General features: G+C 75.0%; 10 protein-coding genes. 2 read left to right on the top strand and 8 right to left on the bottom strand.

The window, feature by feature from the left end; translation table 11 throughout:
- Window positions 1-120: 120 nt before the first annotated feature.
- The 5 genes from B5D80_RS07730 to B5D80_RS07710 form a co-directional block, all read right to left on the bottom strand.
- Window positions 121-384 (bottom strand): DUF6244 family protein, encoded by a 264-nt coding sequence (locus B5D80_RS07730; protein ID WP_088643143.1) that lies wholly within the window; start codon window positions 382-384, stop codon window positions 121-123.
- A gap of 192 nt (window positions 385-576) precedes the next feature.
- Window positions 577-1,350, bottom strand: a complete 774-nt coding sequence (locus tag B5D80_RS07725; RefSeq protein WP_088643091.1) for a DUF2076 domain-containing protein — start codon at window positions 1,348-1,350, stop codon at window positions 577-579.
- Window positions 1,351-3,972, bottom strand: a complete 2,622-nt coding sequence (locus tag B5D80_RS07720) for an FtsK/SpoIIIE domain-containing protein (protein ID WP_088643142.1) — start codon at window positions 3,970-3,972, stop codon at window positions 1,351-1,353.
- Between the two features lie 81 nt (window positions 3,973-4,053).
- Window positions 4,054-6,735, bottom strand: a complete 2,682-nt coding sequence (locus B5D80_RS07715; RefSeq protein ID WP_088643090.1) for a type 1 periplasmic-binding domain-containing protein — start codon at window positions 6,733-6,735, stop codon at window positions 4,054-4,056.
- Between the two features lie 96 nt (window positions 6,736-6,831).
- Window positions 6,832-7,644, bottom strand: coding sequence for an SGNH/GDSL hydrolase family protein (locus tag B5D80_RS07710; protein WP_088643089.1), 813 nt, complete (start codon window positions 7,642-7,644; stop codon window positions 6,832-6,834).
- Window positions 7,645-7,845: 201 nt separating this feature from the next.
- Between B5D80_RS07710 and B5D80_RS07705 the strand changes: the two genes are divergently transcribed.
- The gene (locus B5D80_RS07705; RefSeq protein ID WP_088643088.1) at window positions 7,846-9,384 is read left to right on the top strand and encodes a M1 family metallopeptidase; all 1,539 of its coding nucleotides are present in this window, start codon (window positions 7,846-7,848) and stop codon (window positions 9,382-9,384) included.
- 637 nt (window positions 9,385-10,021) lie between these two features.
- Here the strand turns inward: B5D80_RS07705 and B5D80_RS07700 are convergent.
- Complete coding sequence (locus B5D80_RS07700; protein WP_088643087.1) at window positions 10,022-11,530, bottom strand: glutamate synthase subunit beta; 1,509 nt, start codon at window positions 11,528-11,530, stop codon at window positions 10,022-10,024.
- On the bottom strand, window positions 11,523-16,178 hold the full coding sequence (gene gltB / locus B5D80_RS07695; RefSeq protein ID WP_088643086.1) for a glutamate synthase large subunit: 4,656 nt from the start codon (window positions 16,176-16,178) through the stop codon (window positions 11,523-11,525). Before gltB ends, B5D80_RS07700 begins: the two co-directional genes overlap by 8 nt.
- Window positions 16,179-16,324: 146 nt before the next feature.
- Here gltB and B5D80_RS07690 point away from each other — a divergent pair, with 146 nt between their 5' ends.
- Window positions 16,325-17,170, top strand: coding sequence for a GNAT family N-acetyltransferase (locus B5D80_RS07690; protein ID WP_088643085.1), 846 nt, complete (start codon window positions 16,325-16,327; stop codon window positions 17,168-17,170).
- A gap of 144 nt (window positions 17,171-17,314) precedes the next feature.
- Here B5D80_RS07690 and B5D80_RS07685 read toward each other — a convergent pair whose 3' ends face one another.
- Window positions 17,315-18,502 carry an FAD-dependent oxidoreductase gene (locus B5D80_RS07685; protein WP_088643084.1) on the bottom strand — a complete coding sequence of 396 codons (1,188 nt, stop codon included), beginning with the start codon at window positions 18,500-18,502 and terminating at the stop codon, window positions 17,315-17,317.
- Window positions 18,503-18,507: the final 5 nt, after the last annotated feature.

The raw sequence follows: 18,507 nt of genomic DNA, 5'->3' as shown, positions 1-18,507 counted from the left end.
TCCCCGATCGTCATGTCCGTCCTGTCCCTCTGATCGACCGGCGACGCCGGCACGGGCCGGACGTTGCGCGATGGGCCCCCACCACGCCTCCGCCCCGGATGCCGGATCGCCGGTCCCCGCTCAGTTGCCCAGCGCGCGTACCTTGGCGATCGTCTCCTCGACCTGCTGCCGGGCTGGCTGGCCAGCCTGGACTGCCTGGTCGAGCGCCTGGCGGTAGTTGTCGATCATGCCGATCAGCGGGCCGGCGGCGACGCCCTGCAACACCCCGGCGACCAGGGCGCGTGCCTCGGCGGCGTCCTGGGCGGCCGAGGCCGTCTTGGCCCGCGCCTCGTCCAGCTTCTGCGCGGCCACTGCCAGCTTCGCGATCATCTCCGCCGCACTCACCCGCACTCCCCCCGCCCCTGTCGCCCGCCCACGGTCACCGCGAGCCTACGAGGCGACCACCGGACGCAGCCACCCCGCGTCCGCCCCATGTGGGCCGACGTAGCGGCATCGGGACGGTCCGGACCCCGCTACGTCGACCCACATGAGTCGATCATGCGCACGGGTCGATCACACGGACAGGTCGGTCACGCGTCAGCGGACCAGGCGGAACACCAGCAGGGTGACGCAGTACGCCAGCGGCACCGCCACGGCGCAGATGAAGAAGCCGAGCGGGGCGTACCGGGGCGGGTCGGTGGTGGCCAGGGCCGGCCGCCCCCACCGGCCGAGGATCAGCCAACCGGCCACGAAGGAGATCAGCGGCAGCCCGGCGCAGGTCAGCGCGCCCAGCGTGATGCCGTCGACCACGCCGATGCCGTTGGCGACCACCAGCAGCAGCATGACCAGCGCCCCGACGGCGGCACAGCCGACGTAGACGGCGACCGCGCGGGCGGTCGGCGACCAGGTGGGCAGCAGAGCGGGCCGCTGCGCCAGCGCCTCGGCCTGCTGACCCAACCGGTCGACCTCGTCGACCAGCCGCCCGGCCTCCGCCAGCACCACCGCCGGATCGCCGTCCACCCCGGACCCGCCGGCCACACCGGTCCCTGCGACCGCCCCGGTCCCGGTGGCGGAACCGGGAGACACAGCGGAACCGGGGGGCACTGCGGAACCCGGGGCCGAGCCGGGGGCAGTGCCGACCCCGGGAGCCGACCCCGGCCCGGGAGCCGGGTCGGGCACGGCAGGCAGGCCGGCGGTCGCGGCGAGCTGGGCGAGGCGCTGTTCCTGGGCGGCCAGCCGCTGACCGAGCTGGGTCACCCCGGCGTGCAGGGTACGGCGGCGTTCCGCCTCGGCGACGGCACCGCGCTCCCCCTCCCTGATCCGGGCGGAGAGCTGCCTGACGGCCGCCGCGTACTCGTCGTAGCCGGCCACTCAGTGCTCCTCGTCGGGGTGGTACCCGGGGCGGACGAACGGCACGATCAGCGCGGTGCGCGGGGCGTGCCGGTCGACCAGCAGGGCCCGGTTGGGGCGGGGGGTCCACACCAGGTCGGTCACCCCCAGGTGCAGCCCGAGGTCGTCGGCGGGCACGTTCAGCGCCACCAGGCAGGCCACGTCGTCGCGGTTCTGGCTGCCGCCGAGGTCGTCGGCGAGCCGGCGCAGGCCCCGCCACCAGCCGAGCAGGTGCACCCCGCGCCCCGGCCCCGCCCGCAGCAGCGCCCGCAGGTCGTCGTGGCCGGTGCGGTAGGTGTCGGGGTCGGCGGCGGCGAGCACCGCGTGGGCCGCGTCCACCCCGAAGACCACCAGGTACGTCCGGCCACGTTCCCCGGGGCCGGCGGCCAGCCCGGCGACGCGGGCGCGCAGCCCGGCGGCGTCGACCTGGGTCACCGGGTGCCCGGCGGCCTTCAGCCCGGCGGCGGTGTCGTCGGCCGCCCCGTCGGCCGAGGCCACCAGCGCGGCCAGCACGAACTCGGCCTCACCGGGCCGGTGCTGCCCGGCCAGGCTCAGCGCGGCGGCCCGCAGCACGTGCGCGCCGGTGGCCGAGGTGCCCACCACGGCCAGGTGCCGGCCCGGGGAGGCGTCCAGGTCGAACCGGGCGGTGCTGCCGGCCACGTCGACCGTCCGGCCCACCAGCACCGCCGGGCGGCGGGTGGCGGCAGGCGTCGGCTCGTCCTCCAGGTGGGCCGTGGCGTAGCCCCGGAAGACCTCGGGGGGGCCGGTGTCGTCGGGGCGGGCGTCCCACAGCTCGTAGCGCAGCCGGGCGAGCTGGCGGGCGTCGGCGTGCGCGTCGGGGAACCGCAGCAGGGTGTCCGCGCCGGCCGCCCCGGCGGCGGTGTTGACCAGCGCCGTGCCGATCCGGGTGGGGCCGGCGACGGTCGCCCGGGGGCCGAGCACCGCCTCACCGCCGGGTAGCGCCACCCGCAGCGCGAACTGCCCGAACAGCGACTCGGCCCGGCCGTACAGGGCTTCCACGCCGCTGGTGCTCTGGCTGGCCAGCACCAGGTGCACGCCGTACGAGCGGCCCTTGCGGGCCAGCTCCTCCAGCAGGTCGACGGCCTCCCGGGCCAGCCGGTCGTTGCCGGCGAACAACACGTGGAACTCGTCGATCACGGCGACCGTGCGGGGCACCGGTTCGGTGTCCGGCAGGTCGGCGAGCTTGGTCACCCCGTGCCGCTTGAACAGCCCGGCCCGCCGGCCCAACTCCCGGCGCAGTTCGCGGAGCACGGCCAGGCCGTACTCCCGGTCGGACTCGACGCCGACGGCCCGCGCGTGCGGCAGGAACGACGGGTCCCGGTCGGTGGGGACGAACTCGGTGAAGCTCACCCCCTCCTTGAAGTCGAGCAGCCACAGGTGCAGCTCGGCCGGGGAGTAGCGGGTCGCCAGGCCGTAGAGCACGTCGAGCAGGAAGACCGTCTTGCCCGCGCCGGTGCGGCCGCCGACCAGCCAGTGCGGCGTCGCGTCGTCGAAAGCCAGACTGACCGGGGTACGCCCGCAGCGGCCGACCACCGTCGTCAGGCCGTCCCGGGCGGAGCCGGTCCAGCGCCGCTCGGGCAGCAGGTCGGCCAGGTGCAGGGCGGTGTCCCGGCGTACCTGCGCGCCCAGCCGGTCGGCCAGCGCCTGCACGGCCGCGGCGGGCGGGTCACCGTCGAGCAGCACCGGCACGGGCAGGCCGGTGCCGTCGGCGCTGAACGGGTACCCGGGCGGGTCGCCGACGCGGGCGTACCGTTCGTCGAGACGTACCTCGGTGGTGCCGCCCAGCGTGGGTGGGGCCTGGCCGGGCGTGGTCACCGCGCGCCCGGCGAACAGCACGCACACCCCGGCGGACGGCCCGGCGTGGGTGAGCGCGGCGAGCCGGGCCAACTCGCGCGGGCCGGGCGCGGACGCGGCCACCACCAGCAGCAGTTCGGCCTCCCCCGCGCGGGCGTGCGCCTCGGCGGCGTCCAGCAGCGCACCGATCTCGGCCTCGGTGGTGGCGACGCTACCGAGCACCCCGGCGTCGCGCAGCGGACGCAACGGGATGAAGGTGGCCCCCCAGGCGGCCGGGTCGATGCCGACCACCCGGACGCTGCCCGGGGCGGCCGTGGTGAGCAGCCGCAGCACCAGCACCCGCAGCAGCACCGCCACCCGGGGATCGCGGGCGTCGCCGTCGACCGCCAGGTGCCGGCCGGCGCCCAACGGCAGCAGCAGCGGGAACCGACCGTCCGCCGTGGACGCCTCGCCGATGCGCACCGCCGCCGGCCCGTCGCCGGAGGGCGTCGGCCGGTGACCACGGGCCGGACCGCCCGGCGACACGACGACGTGCCCCGGTGGCGGGCCACCGAACACGACGGGAGTCGCACCGGCGCTCGCGGTCGGGTCGGCCCGGTCGGTGCTGCCGGGCGGCGGGGCGACCAGCGCGTCGGCCAGCCGGGCCAGCCGGGCGACCAGGTCGGCGGTGCGCTCCGGGACGGGCTGCCCGGCCAGCCGGTCCAGCAGGGCACGGGCCGCCGTCCACCGCTGCCGGGCCTGCCGGTGCGCGGCGACCGCCTGCCCGTACGCCGATGCGAGCCTGCCCACCCACTGCTCCCCACCCACGTGCGGACGAATCGAGGGAACCCTAGCGCCCCGGCGGGTCCGGACGCACGACCCGCCCACGGGTCAGCCGGGTCGGCAGCCCGGGTCGGGTCCGCTGTCCGCCGCGCCACAGTGGAACACCTCGACCGGCTCGGCGGCCACGTCCGGCACCCGCGCCACCCGCAGCAACGCCAGCCGCTTGGCGACCGGCTCGCCCGAGTCGGGGGCGTACCGGATGACCCCGGCGACCCCCGGGTAGCCGGCGGCGGCGTTCTGCCGCAGCACCTCGGCGTGCACGCCGACCGGGTTGACCGAGCGGGGCTCCCAGCGCCGGCCGGTGTCGGCGTGCCGCAGCCGGGCGGCGAGGCTCTCCAGTGCCCGCACCATCATCATCGCCGCGTCGTAGGCGAGGCTGACCCGCTCGCCGACGGGTGCGCCGGCACCGTCGCGGCAGCGCGGCGGGTCGAGCAGGTCGTCGGCGCCGATCCAGGTCAGGAAGCTGCCCCGGGCGTCGTCCCGGGCGGCCTGCGCGGCCCGCAGCGCGGCACAGGTGGCCAGCGCCGCCTTCGACACGTACGTCACCGGCAGGTTGCCCGGGGCGCTGGCCCGCAGCCCCGGGTTGGCCATGTAGCGGTTGACCGAGTCGTCGGCGACGAGGTGCCGGGGCGGGTCGTTGCCGCACTCCTTCAACGCCCGCAGGAACCCGTCGAACTCCGACCAGCGTCCGGCGAACAGCAGCACCCCCCGGTAGCCGCACTCGACGGTCAGCCGACGCCCGGTACGCCACTCGTCGAGCCGGGTGAGCCGGCTGCCGAACCGTTGGCGCAGCCCGTCGACCAGGGTGCCGACGTAGAGGTCCTCGGTGAGTGAGCTGTCCTCGCCGGTGGTGTAGTAGGCGTGCGCCTCGGTCACCCGCAGCACCTGCCGGGCGTACGTCTCGATCATCGCGGCCTGGTCCCTGTTCGGCGCGGAGACCTGGAGGTAGAGGCTGGAGTTCGCGTCCATCCGGTCGGCCGACAGGGTGGGGGCGAGCACCGGCAGGCCGACCCGGTTGAGTTCCCGCAACGCCGCGGCGGTGCTGGTGCGGCTCTCCACCAGCCCGACCACCCCGAGCACGGTCGGGTCGTCGTGGGCCAGCCGCTCCAACATGGCCACCGCCGGCCCGGCGTGGCGCATCTGCCGGCCCCCGTTGGCGACCACCACGTGCAGCAGGGCCGCCCCGTCGGCCGCCGCGGACTCCTTGAGCAGGGCGTACTGGGCGGTGGCCAGGCCCTCCAACTCCTCCCGTTCGGAGACGTAGGACTCCTCGTCGGCCCGGGTCCGGTTGCCGGTGAGGGTGCCCAGGTAGACCAGGGTGAGGTAGGGCCGGCGCTGGTCGCTGCGCCGCCACACCTCCTCGGCGGCCCGGTTCTGCGCGAAGATCCGCCGCTGCACCGCGCGCAGCCGCTCCTGGCCGGGTTCGGCGTTGAACACCTGGGCGGCGGTGTCGCTGTAGCCGACGCACTCCCCGGCGAGCACCTGCACCCGCACCTGGCCGGTCGGCGTCGGATGGCAGTCCAGCGTCCACCGGCTGTCCGCCCACACGATCATCCCGGCCAGCAGGACCACGGCCACCGCCGCCGGCAGGAACCGCCGTGCCCACCACGGCGGGTCGGGGGCGACCAGCGCGGGCGGGACGACCCCCGGTGGCGGGGTGGCGTCCTCGTCGTCGGGGCGCAGCACCACCAGCCAGGCGGCGGAGCGGCGCAGCCGTCGGGTCTCGGGCAGCGCCTCGGCCCACTCGTCGTGGGCGTCGTCCGCCTCGCGCAGCGGCCGGGTGCCGGGCAGTTCCGGCGGCGGCTCGGTGGCCAGGGCCACCACCAGCAGCGGGTCGTTGCGGCCGGTCTCGTTGCGTACGTCGGTGAGCAGCCGGACCAGGGTGTGCCCGACGCCGTCGACGTCCACCCCGTCGAGCAGCAGCACCGGGTACGCGGTGCGCCGCCAGTCCCCGGGCCGCCACACCCGTCGCCGGTACGCCTGCCGCAGGTCCTCCAGGAACGCGTGTAGCAGCAACTTGTCCACCTGGGCAGGTTGTTCGCCGTCGCGCCAGCCGGCGGTGAGCCGTTCGGCGAACCCGAGGAAGGTCACCGACTGGCGGGGGGCCAGGTACTGCTGCCGCATGAACCACCGGTAGTGGCCGCCGACGCCCGGCACCCGGCCGGAGACGGCGATCCGGAACACCGCGCTGGGCACCGCCCGGCGCAGCAGCCAGAGCAGCACCTGGAGCGCCGTGCCGACCCCCGACTCCCCGCTGACCTGCGGCTCGTCGACGGGACGCCGGCCCCGCCAGTCGCGCAGCCGGCGGACCAGGGTGGCCCGGCCGCTGTCGGCGGCGTCGACGCCCACGTCGAGGGTCTGCTGCATCAGCCAGTCGGCCAGCGGATGGTGGCGGAACCGCAGCCGGGCCGCCCCGAACGCCTCCAGCGACAACTGCCTGTGCAGTTCGCGCAGCACCGCCGGGACGTCGGCGAGGTCGGGGCGGGCGGCCAGGTCGAGCACGGCGTGCGGGACCCGGCGGCCGGTGCCCCGCCCGACGAAGCGGCGCAGCAGGGCCCCCGGGTCGCCGCCGGTGCCGGCCCGGACCAGCCAGAGCACCGGCAGCCGGCGGTCGCCCCGACGCGGTCGGCGCAGCAGCCGGGTGAGCAGGGCGAGCAGTTCGGTGCCGCCGGCCGGGGGGCCGTCCACGGTGGGTGGCCTTGGCGGCGGCGGGGTCACCGGTTCGCGCATACGGGCACCTCCGCCGCCGACAGGAACCAGGAAGGCTCCCATTGTCGACGACGGAGGCAACCGAGGGTGTCCGGCGGACTGCCGCCGGTCACCCCGTCAGCGCAGCGCGGCGGTGAGCGCCGGCAGGTAGCCGTACCGGTAGCCGTCGGCGTTCGGGTGGTACGCCTCGATGACGCCGCTGACGTCGCGGATCCACGGGGCGGCGGCGCAGACGCCGTGCCCGGTGAAGAACGGGCGGGCGTCGGCGAAGGTGGCCCCGGCCGCGCCGGCGCGGGCGGCGGTGACCGTGGCGAGCACGTCGGCCGCCTCGTTGAGGATGGTCCGCTTGTAGCTGCTCATTGCGAGCACGCCGCAGGAGCCGGTCTCGAAGAGCCGGGGGTAGCCGAGCACCACCAGCCGGGCGTTCGGGGCCCGGTCGCGGATCGCGGCGTAGGTGGCGTCGAGCCGGCCGGGCAGCGTCGAGGTGGCGAAGCTCTTGGCCTTGTCGACCGCGGCCGTGCAGGTCGCCGTGCTGCCGAACCGGCAGCTGGTGATGACGTCGGCGAAGCCGGCGTCGTTGCCGCCGATGGTGATGGTGACCAGGGTGGTGGTGGCGCTCAGCGAGCCGACCTGCTTGTTGATCACGTCGGCGGTGACCGCGCCGCCGCAGGCGGGGAAGGCGAAGCTGGTCACCGCGTTGGCGGCGGCCCACAGCGGGGCGTACGACTTCTGGCTGCGCAGGCAGGTGGACAGGTCGTACGGGCCGGCGCCGACACCGGAGGAGTACGAGTCGCCCAGCGCGACGTAGTGGACGGTGGCGGCCTGGGCGGCGGTCGGGACGAGCAGGACGCCGGTGACGGTGGCGAGGACGGCGGCCAGGGCGGTGACGGCCCTGGCCAGAACGCGGCGGGGTAGGGCGCGGTGGGGCATGACGGTTCCTCCAGGGGCAGCAACGGGGGAAGCCTCTGGACCGCGCGCGTGGCCAGGGGGGTGAGGCGTTGTTACTAGTCGGTAATGCTAGCGAAACATCGACAGGATGAGAACAGCCGATCCCCGCCATCCGGGGCGCACGTTTCCACCGCCGTCGATTAGGTTGTCGGTGCGAACACCCCGATGGAGGGAGTCCACCCCGTGCGACGTGTTTTCACGGCGGCCATCGCCGCCCTGACCGTCACCACCGCCGGCACCCTGGTGACCGGTGCCCCCGGCCAGGCCGACGCCCGACCGGGCAAGAGCCGGTCGGTCGCGGTCTCGGCCGCCCCGAAACCCGGCAGCCCCGGCCTCGGCGACCCCTACTTCCCCGACTACGGCAACGGCGGCTACGACGTCGACCACTACGACGTCCGGCTGCGCTACGAGCCGGCCACCGACCGGCTCAGCGGCACCACGACCATCCTGGCCACGGCCACCCAGGACCTCTCCCGGTTCAACCTGGACTTCCTGCTGGACGTGGAGTCGGTCCGGGTCAACGGATGGACCGCCAGGTTCGCCCGGGAGGGCGTCCACGAGCTGGTGGTGACCGCGCCGCGCGGCATCACCACCGGTCAGGCGATGACCGTCGTGGTCACCTACGCCGGCGTGCCGTCGGAGACCCTGGTGGACGGTTACTCCGGGTGGACCCGCACCGTCGACGGCGCGCTCGCCGTCAACGAGCCCGAGTCGGCCTGGTGGTGGTTCCCCTCCAACGACCACCCGCTGGACAAGGCCACCTGGGACATCTCGGTGTCGGTGCCCGACGGCGTCGAGGTGATCAGCAACGGCGTGCAGCCCCGGCCCCCGCTGGCCGAGGCCGGCAACCGGATGCGGTGGGGCTGGCGCAGCACCAAGCCCGGGGCCACCTACCTGGCGTTCCTGGCGATCGGCCAGTACGACATCGTCACCGACACCGCCCCGAACGGGCAGCCGGTGATCAACGCCTACAGCACCACCCTGGGCGACCGGAAGCCGGCCGCCCGGGCCAGCATCGAACGCACCGCCGAGGTCGTCGACTGGGAGAGCGGCATCTTCGGGCCGTACCCGTTCGAGGCGCAGGGGGGCGTGGCCGCGCCGATCGACAGCCTCAGCTTCGCCCTGGAGACGCAGACCCGCCCGGTGTACGGGCCCGGCTTCTGGCGACGCGGCAGCAACCTGTACGTGGTGGTGCACGAGAACGCCCACCAGTGGTTCGGCGACTCGGTCTCGGTGGCGGACTGGAGCAACATCTGGCTCAACGAGGGCTTCGCCTCGTACGCCGAGTGGCTCTGGTCGGAGGCGCAGGGTGAGGGCACCACGCAGGAGCTGTTCGACTTCACCTACGCCAACTACCCGGCCGACGACCCGTTCTGGCAGGTGCTGCCGGGCAACCCGGGTGCCGGCGCGGTGTTCGACGACGCGGTCTACGACCGGGGCGCGATGACGCTGCACCAGCTCCGGCTGGCCGTCGGCGACGACGCGTTCTTCCGTATCCTGCCCGCCTGGACCGCCGCCCACCGGTACGGCAACGGCACCATCGCCCAGTTCCAGGCCCTCGCCGAGCAGATCTCCGGCCTCGACCTGGACCCGGTCTTCACCACCTGGCTGTTCACCCCCGGCCGGCCCGCGCCGGCCGCCGCCACCCGCACCACGACCGCACCGGCCCAGCCGAAGTCGTGGACCCAGATCCGGGCGGCGCACCAGCTCCTGGCGCGCTGACCGACCCCGGTTCGGGCTGCCCGCCCCCGGCACCGGAGCGGGCAGCCCGGACCGGCCCGGAACCGTGATCTTCCGGCGCCCCGGCCGGTCCCGGCGCGGCTCGGTCCCGCGCGTTCTGCCCCTCGTGGACGAGCCGGAACGCCGCGCGGCCCGGCGCGGTTCCGGCCCGAGGTCGGGTCTGGTCTGCTCGCGGTCTGGCCGGGTCCGGGGCCGACTCTGGGCTGGTGGGGGCCGGGTCCGGTCGAGCCGGCTCTGGTCGGTGCCGATCGGGGCGGCGTCGGGCCGGGCCGCAACGATAGTTCCGGAGAGCGGTATGCCTGACAGTCATAACTATGCCTGTCAGGCATACCGCTCTCCGTGGTGATACGCGCCCTCGGCGGGCCGGCTCCGACGCCTCGGGACGCCACAACAGCAGGGCCGGGACAGGTGGTGCCGCAGAAGCGGCTGTGCGCCGGCAGGGCGCAGGGGGCGAGACGGTGGCCGGGCCACAAGGTCGGGCCGTCAGCCGACCCGGTCTCCGGGTCGGCTGACGGCCACCGATCGAACTGCCCGACACGGTGGGCCGGCAGGCCAGGCGGGCCAGCAGACCTGACAGACCAGACAGCCCGGCAGGCGGGCGTAGGTCAGCGGGCGGGGGTCAGCGGGCGGCGAGGGGTTGGCGGGCCGGGTCGACCGGGGCCGGCAGGTCACCCACCCCACCCAGGTAGGAGTGGATCGCCGCGGCGGCGGCCCGCCCCTCGGCGATCGCCCAGACGATCAGCGACGCCCCCCGGTGCATGTCCCCGGCGACGAAGACCCCGTCGGCGTCGGTCTGCCAGTCGGGGCGGGCGTCGACCGCGCCCCGGGCGTTGCGGGTCACCCCGAACTGGGCCAGCAGCGGCTGTTCCTCGGTGCCCTCGAAGCCGATGGCCAGCAGCACCAGGTCGGCCGGCAACTCCCGCTCGGAGCCGGGCAGCGCGGTGACGATCCGTCGACCGTCGCGCCGCTCCACCGTCACCTCGGCGATCCGGACGCCCCTGACCTGGCCGGTGCCGTCGTCCACGAACTCCTGCACGGCGACCGCGAAGACCCGCTCGCCGCCCTCCTCGTGCGCCGGGTAGTTGCGCAGCACCCACGGCCAGGTCGGCCACGGGTCCCGCTCGGCGTCGCGGCCGTGCGGCGGCTCGGGGTAGAGGTCGAGCTGGTGGACGCCGGCCGCGCCCTGCCGGTGGGCCACGCCCAGGCAGTCGGCGGCGGTGTCGCCCCCACCGATGATCACCACGTGCTTGCCGGCCGCGTCGATCGGCGTGCCGTCGGGCAGCACCGCCGGGGCGGGCCGGCCGTCCCCGGCCGCCGCCACCACCCGGTTCGCCGCGACCAGGTGGGTCATCGCCTGGTGGACGCCGCGCAGCGGCCGACCGGGCGTCTCCGGGGTGTCCCGCCCCTGGAGCGCGCCGCACGCCAGCAGCACCGCGTCGTGCCGGGCCCGCAGCTCCTCGGCGGTCACGTCGACGCCGACGTTCACCCCGGTACGGAACTGCACGCCCTCGGCGGCGAGCTGGGCCAGCCGCCTGTCGATGTGCTGCTTCTCCAGCTTGAAGTCGGGGATGCCGTAACGGAGCAGACCCCCGATCGCGTCGTCCCGCTCGTACACGGTGACGGCGTGACCGGCGCGGGCGAGCTGCTGGGCGGCGGCGAGCCCGGCGGGCCCGGAGCCGACCACGGCGACGGAACGGCCGGTCGCCGCCGGTACCGGGCGGGGGGTCAGCCCGCCCCGGGCCACCGCGGCGTCGGCGATCTCCACCTCGACCTGCTTGATGGTGACCGGCTGCTGCCCGCCCAGGCCCAGCACGCAGGCCGCCTCGCACGGGGCCGGGCAGAGCCGGCCGGTGAACTCGGGGAAGTTGTTGGTGGCGTGCAGCGACTCGACCGCGGCGTCCCAACTGCCGGTGCGGACCAGGTCGTTCCAGTCCGGGATGCGGTTGCCCAGCGGGCAGCCGTCGTGGCAGAACGGGATGCCGCAGTCCATGCACCGGGTGGCCTGCTCGCGGATCAGCTCCTCACCGGCGGGCGGGTAGACCTCCCGCCAGTCGGTGATCCGCACCGCCACCGGTCGGCGGGCCGGCAGTCGCCGTTCGTAGCGCAGGAAACCGTTCGGGTCAGGCACGAGCCACCTCCTGGGCGACCACCCGCGGGACGGGCGGCACCGACGCGGTCAGCGCAGACATGACCGCGTCGTCGACGTCGCGGCCGGCGGCTTCGGCGGCCTTCATGATCTCCATCACCCGGCGGTAGTCCCTCGGGACCACGGCCGTGAACTCCCCGACCGCCTCCGGCCAGCGCTTGAGCAGTTCCGCGCCGACCGCCGAGTCGGTCTCGGCGACGTGCCGCTGCACCAGGTCGTGCAGCAGTTCCCGCTCGGCGTCCCGCAGCGGGGACAGGTCGACCAGCTCCGCGTTGACCCGGCCGGTGTCGAGCCGGTGCACGTACGCCGTACCGCCGGACATGCCGGCGGCGAAGTTGCGGCCGGTCTCACCGAGCACCACCACCGTGCCGCCGGTCATGTACTCGCAGCCGTGGTCGCCGACGCCCTCGACGACGGCCACCGCGCCGGAGTTACGGACCGCGAACCGCTCCCCCACCCGGCCGCGCAGGAACAACTCGCCACCGGTGGCCCCGTACAGGATGGTGTTGCCGGCGATGATCTGGTCCTCGGCGCGCTGCCCGGCGGCGGCCTCGGGGTCGACGAACGGCGCGGCGGCGTCCGGGCGGACCACGATCCGGCCGCCGGAGAGCCCCTTGCCGACGTAGTCGTTGGCGTCGCCGTGCAGCCGCAGGGTCACCCCGCGCGGCAGGAACGCCCCGAAGGACTGCCCGGCGGTGCCGCGCAGCACGAACTCGACGGTGTCGTCGGGCAGACCCGCGCCGCCGTGCCGGCGGGTCACCTCCCCGCCGAGCATCGCGCCGACGCTGCGGTGCTCGTTGCGCACCGCCACCTCCACCCGGACCGGGCTGCCGTCGCGCAGCGCCGGCTCGGCCAGCGCGATCAGCTCGTTGTCCAGGGCCTGCTCCAGGCCGTGGTCCTGGGCGCGGATGCCCCGCCGGGCGGCCCCTTCCGGCAGTTCCGGGGTGTGCAGCACGCGGGTCAGGTCGAGGCCGTGGCCCTTCCAGTGGTCGATCGCCGGTACGACGTCGAGCACCTCGGTCTGCCCGATCGCCTCTTCGATGCTGCGGAAGCCCAGCTCGGCCAGGTAGCCGCGGACCTCCTCGGCGAGGAAGAGGAAGAAGTTCTCCACGAACTCCGGCCGGCCGGTGAAGCGCTCGCGCAGCACCGGGTTCTGGGTGGCGATGCCGACCGGGCAGGTGTCGAGGTGGCAGACCCGCATCATCACGCAGCCCTCGACGATCAGCGGGGCGGTGGCGAAGCCGAACTCCTCCGCGCCGAGCAGCGCCGCGACCAGCACGTCCCGGCCGGTCTTGAGTTGCCCGTCGACCTGCACGGTGACCCGGTCGCGCAGCTTGTTGAGCAGCAGCGTCTGCTGCGCCTCGGCCAGGCCCAGCTCCCACGGGGTGCCGGCGTGCTTGAGCGAGTTGAGCGGGGACGCGCCGGTGCCGCCGTCGTGCCCGGAGATCAGGATGACGTCGGCCTTGAGCTTGGCGACCCCGGCCGCGACCGTGCCCACGCCGACCTCGCTGACCAGCTTGACGTGCACCCGGGCGGCCGGGTTGACGCACTTCAGGTCGTGCACGAGCTGGGCGAGGTCCTCGATGGAGTAGATGTCGTGGTGCGGCGGCGGTGAGATCAGGCCGACGCCGGGGGTGGCGTGCCGGGTGCGGGCGATCCACGGCCACACCTTGTTGCCGGGTAGCTGCCCACCCTCACCGGGCTTCGCGCCCTGCGCCATCTTGATCTGGAGGTCGTCGGCGTTGACCAGGTATTCGCTGGTCACCCCGAAGCGTCCGCTGGCGATCTGCTTGACCGCCGAGCGGCGGGCCGGGTCGTGCAGCCGGTCGACGTCCTCGCCGCCCTCGCCGGTGTTGGACTTGCCGCCGAGGCGGTTCATCGCGATGGCCAGGGTCTCGTGCGCCTCCGCCGAGATCGACCCGTAGGACATGGCGCCGGTGGCGAACCGCTTGACGATCTCGGTGGCCGGCTCGACCTCCTCGATCGGCACCGCCGGGCGCAGCCCGGTGCGCAGGGTGAACAGCCCGCGCAGCGAGCCGGCCTGCGCGGCCAGCTCGTCGACCTTGGCGGTGTACTGGCGGAACACGTCGTACTGGCGGCTGCGGGTGGCGTGCTGGAGCAGGAAGACCGTCTCCGGGTTGAACAGGTGCAGCTCACCCTCGCGCCGCCACTGGTACTCGCCGCCCACCTCGAGCCGGGCGGAGCCGGTGGTGCCGGGCGCCGGCCACGCCTGCCCGTGCCGGGCGGCGACCTCGGTGTGGATCTCGGCCAGCCCGATCCCCCCGATCGTGCTGGGGGTGCCCCGGAAGTACCTGTCGACCAGGCGGGTGTCCAGGCCGACGGCCTCGAAGACCTGCGCCCCGCAGTACGACGACACCGTCGAGATGCCCATCTTGGACATGATCTTGAGGACGCCCTTGCCGAGCGCCTTCACGTAGTTGCGGACCGCCTTGGCCGGCTCCACCCCGACCAGCGCCCCGGTGGCGATCATGTCCTCCACCGACTCGAAGGCCAGGTAGGGGTTGACCGCCGCCGCGCCGTACCCGATGAGCACCGCCGCGTGGTGCACCTCGCGGCAGTCGCCGGACTCCACGACCAGGGCGACCTGGGTCCGGGTCTGCTCCCGCACCAGGTGCTGGTGCACCGCCGCGGTCAGCAGCAGCGACGGGATCGGCGCCAGGTCGGCGTTGGAGTCCCGGTCGGACAGCACCAGGATGCGCACGCCGTCCTCGATGGCCTCGGAGACGTGCCGGCAGATCTCGGTCAGCCGGGCCTTGATGCCGGCCCCGCCGTCGCGGATGCGGTAGAGCCCGGAGACCCGGACCGCCTTGAAGCCGGGCAGGTCGCCGTCCTCGTCGACAGAGAGGATCTTCGCCAGCTCGTCGTTGTCGATCACCGGGTAGGGCAGCACGATCTGCCGGCAGCTCGCCGCGCCCGGGTCCAGCAGGTTGCCCTCCGGGCCGATGGTCGACGCCAGGCTGGTCACCAATTCCTCCCGGATCGCGTCCAGCGGCGGGTTGGTGACCTGGGCGAAAAGCTGGTGGAAGTAGTCGTAGAGCAGCCGGGGCCGGGTTGACAGCGGCGCGATCGGGGTGTCGGTGCCCATCGAGCCGAGCGGCTCCGCCCCGGTACGGGCCATCGGGGCGAGCAGGATCTTCAGCTCCTCCTCGGTGTAGCCGAAGGCCTGCTGCCGGCGGCGCACCGAGTCGTGGGTGTACACCACGTGCTCCCGGGCGGGCAGGTCACCGAGGTCGATCAGACCGGCGTGCAGCCACTCGTCGTACGGCTGCGCGGCGGCCAGCTCGGTCTTGATCTCGTCGTCCGAGACGATCCGGCCGTTGACCGTGTCGACCAGGAACATCCGGCCCGGCTGGAGGCGGCCCTTGGCGACCACCGTGGCCGGGTCGAGGTCGAGCACACCCGCCTCGCTGCCCAGCACCACCAGCCCGTCGGCGGTCCGCCACCAGCGGCCCGGCCGCAGGCCGTTGCGGTCCAGCACCGCCCCGACGATCTCGCCGTCGGTGAAGGCGACCGACGCCGGGCCGTCCCACGGCTCCATCAGGCTGGCGTGGAACCGGTAGAACGCGCGCTTGTCCGGGCGCATGGCCGGGTCGTTCTCCCACGCCTCCGGGATCATCATCAGCACCGCGTGCGGCAGGCTCCGGCCGGCCAGGTGCAGCAGCTCCAGCACCTCGTCGAAGTTGGCCGAGTCGGAGGCGGCCGGGGTGCACACCGGGAACACCCGGCGGATGTTGCCGGGCAGGTGCGGGCTGCGCAGCAGCGCCTCGCGGGCCTGCATCCAGTTCCGGTTGCCCCGGATCGTGTTGATCTCGCCGTTGTGCGCGATGAACCGGTACGGGTGGGCCAGCGGCCAGGAGGGGAAGGTGTTGGTGGAGAACCGGGAGTGCACCAGCGCGATCGCGCTGTCGACCCGCTCGTCGGTCAGCTCCGGGAAGTACTCCGGCAGCTGGTCGGGGGTGAGCATGCCCTTCCAGGTCATCGTCCGCGCCGACAGCGACGGGAAGTAGGCGGTCACCCCCCGCTCGGCGGTCTCCCGCTCGGCCTGCTTGCGCACGCAGAACGCCACCCGGTCCAGGTCGATGCCGGACAGCGGGGAGCCCGCCGGGCCGGCCGGGGTGTCGGTGAGCCGGCGCGCGGCCAGGAAGAGCTGCCGGATGCGGGGCATCGCCGCCAGCGCGGTCTCGCCCAGGCCGCTCGGGTCGGTCGGCACCTCCCGCCAGCCGAGCACCTCGGCCCCCTCGACGAGGGCGTACTTCTCCACCACCTGACGGGCGCGGGCCTCGCCGCCGTCGTCGTCGGGCAGGAAGACCAGACCGGTGGCGTACTGGCCGGCCGGGGGCAGCGGGAAGTCCACCACCGCGCGCAGGAACGCGTCCGGCACCTGGATCATGATGCCCGCGCCGTCGCCGGTGTTCTGCTCGGCGCCCCGGGCGCCACGATGGTCGAGCCGGCAGAGCGCGCCGAGGCCGTTCGCCACCACCGCGTGGGAGCGCCGCCCGTAGAGGTCGGCCACGAAGGCCACCCCGCACGCGTCGTGCTCGTGCGCCGGGTCGTACAGACCGGTCGCGGAAGGGACCGGCTGCGGGCTGTGCGGGTACGGAAGGGCCACCGGGTCTCCTGTCGTCACTCAGGTTTTCTCATGGTCGGGACGACGTCGGCCCTGGGCGGTCTGTTGAGTCTACGTTAGGGCGACCCGGGCAGGGCCAGTGCGGATTGATCACACCTTCCAGACTCTGGGACGTGTAGTCTCGCGCGGTGGATCCTGCGCACCGCGACCTGTTCGACCGGTTGGAACGCTTCTACGACGCGGTGCCCCGCGACGCCGCCCGCGCCGAGGAACACGGCGGTCTGGTGCTGTTCGCCCGGGAGGGGGCCGGTTGGCCGTTCTACGCCCGCCCCCGCCTCGACGCCGACGCCCCACCGTCGCTGGCCGACCTGCACACCGTCCGGGAACGGCAGCGTGAGCTGGGCCTGCCGGAGGCCTTCGAGTGGGTGCACGAGACCACCCCGGACCTGCTCACCACCGCCCGCGCCGCCGGCCTGGGCGTGCTGGAGGCCCCGCTGATGGTGCTCGACCCGCAGGCCGACCCGCCCGACCCGGCGACGCTCACCGACGTACCGGTGCGGGTGCTGGACCCGGACGCGCCCAGCTTCGCGCTCGACGTGGCGGCCCGGCGCGCGGTCGCCGCGGTCGGCTTCTCCGCCGCCGGCACCGTCCCCGGCGACGCCGGCCCGGCCGAACGGGACGCCGCGATGACCGAGCTTGACGTGGCCGCGCTGGACGAGGAGCGGGCCGCGATCGCCGCCGGCCGCCGGCTGTCGGCGGTCGCCGGCACGCCGCAGGACGGGGTGCTGGCCAGCGGGATGGCGATGCGGGTCGCCGACGTCGCCGAGATCGCCGGGGTGGCCACCCTGCCGGCCGCCCGCCGCCGGGGGCTCGCCGCCGCGGTCACCGCCACCCTGGCCCGCACCCTGCGCGCCGCCGGCACCGACCTGGTCTTCCTCTCCGCCGGCAGCGAGGACGTCGCCCGGATCTACCTGCGCGTCGGCTTCCGCCGCATCGGCACCGCCTGCATCGCCGAACCCACCGCCCTCATCTGACCCGCCCTGACCCGGCCCTCACCCCGGTGATCAAGAGGTTTGCGGGTTGATCAAGAGGTTTGCGTCACCTCGGGCGCTCACCGTGACGCAAACCTCTTGATCACCGCCCGAAGGCGGCGCGCGGCGTGGGCGGGTGGGAGGGGGTCAGGGGGTGGGGGGACGCCAGGTGGCGGCGGTGGCGGCGGCACCGGAGAGCAGCCGGGGGGTGATCGTGCCGAGGGCCGCGTCGCGGGCGCGCAGGGCCAGCCGACCCCGGGTCTGGAGCACCGCCGACATCCGCCGGGTCTGCCGGACCACGGTGGCCGCGCGGGGCCGCCGCACCCGGTCGTACGCCAGCACGGCGTCGGGGAGCCGGGACTCGCGCAGCAACGACGACAGGGTGGCCGCGTCCTCGAACGCCAGGCAGGCGCCCTGCCCGAGGTGCGGTGGCATGGCGTGGGCGGCGTCACCGAGCAGCACCACCCCGCCCGGCCCGGCCGGGAAGCCGTACGAGCGGGGCAGCGGGCGCAGCTCACGGATCTCCTGCTGCACCAGGTCGGCGGGTTCGGTGGCGGCCAGCAGCTCACCGATCGGCGCGGGCCAGCCGGCGAACCAGCGTTGCAGGAGGGCGAGCTGGGTCTGCGGGGGCTCCGGCCGGGGTGCCCCGGCGGCGGTCGCCACCCAGTAGACGCCACCCCGGCGGGACGCCCCGGAGGAGCCGCGCTCCCCCAGCGAGGCGGCCACGAACCGGTAGCCGGCGCCCAGCACCTCGCCCCCGACCGGCTTGTCGGCCGGCACGGGGGCCCGGTACCAGGGGATCACCGCCCGCCAGGCGGCACAGCCGGAGCTGACCACGGCGGCCTCGGGGGCGAGCTGGCGGCGCAGCACGCTGTCCGTGCCGTCGGCGGCGACGACCAGGTCCGCCTCGACGAACTGGCCGTTCCACCCCACCCCGGGCCGCTCGGCGGCATCGGCCCGGACGTGGTCCACGGCGACCCCGGTGCGCAGCTCGACCCGCTCGCCGAGGCCGGCGATCAGCGCGTCGTGCAGGTCCTCCCGGTGCACCACCACCGGCATCCGGTCGGCCGGGGTGGGCCGGGGCTGCACCAGCCAGTGACCGTCGGGGCGGCGGATACCGCCGTCAGGCAGCGGGGTCGCGATGGCGTCCAGGCCGGCACCGACGCCGAGCACCTGCAACGCGCGTACCCCGTTGGGCCACAGCACCACGGCGGTGGGTTCCGGGCGCACCCGGTCGGCCCGTTCCAGCAGGGTGACCCGCCACCCGGAGCGGGCCAGCGCGCCGGCCACCGCCAGACCGCCGAGGCCGGCACCGACCACCACCGCGCTGCGCACGCCGC

It is taken from the genome of Micromonospora wenchangensis (genome assembly GCF_002210435.1).
Classification (GTDB): Bacteria; Actinomycetota; Actinomycetes; order Mycobacteriales; family Micromonosporaceae; genus Micromonospora; species Micromonospora wenchangensis.
Note: the sequence above shows the minus strand (reverse complement) of the source record. Positions and strands in the feature narration are given on the sequence as shown.

Bases quoted from the DNA above. Each gene is read 5' to 3' on its own strand.
- B5D80_RS07715 (WP_088643090.1), bottom strand. From the start codon at position 6,735: ATGCGCGAACCGGTGACCCCGCCGCCGCCAAGGCCACCCACCGTGGAC.
- B5D80_RS07710 (WP_088643089.1), bottom strand. From the start codon at position 7,644: ATGCCCCACCGCGCCCTACCCCGCCGCGTTCTGGCCAGGGCCGTCACC.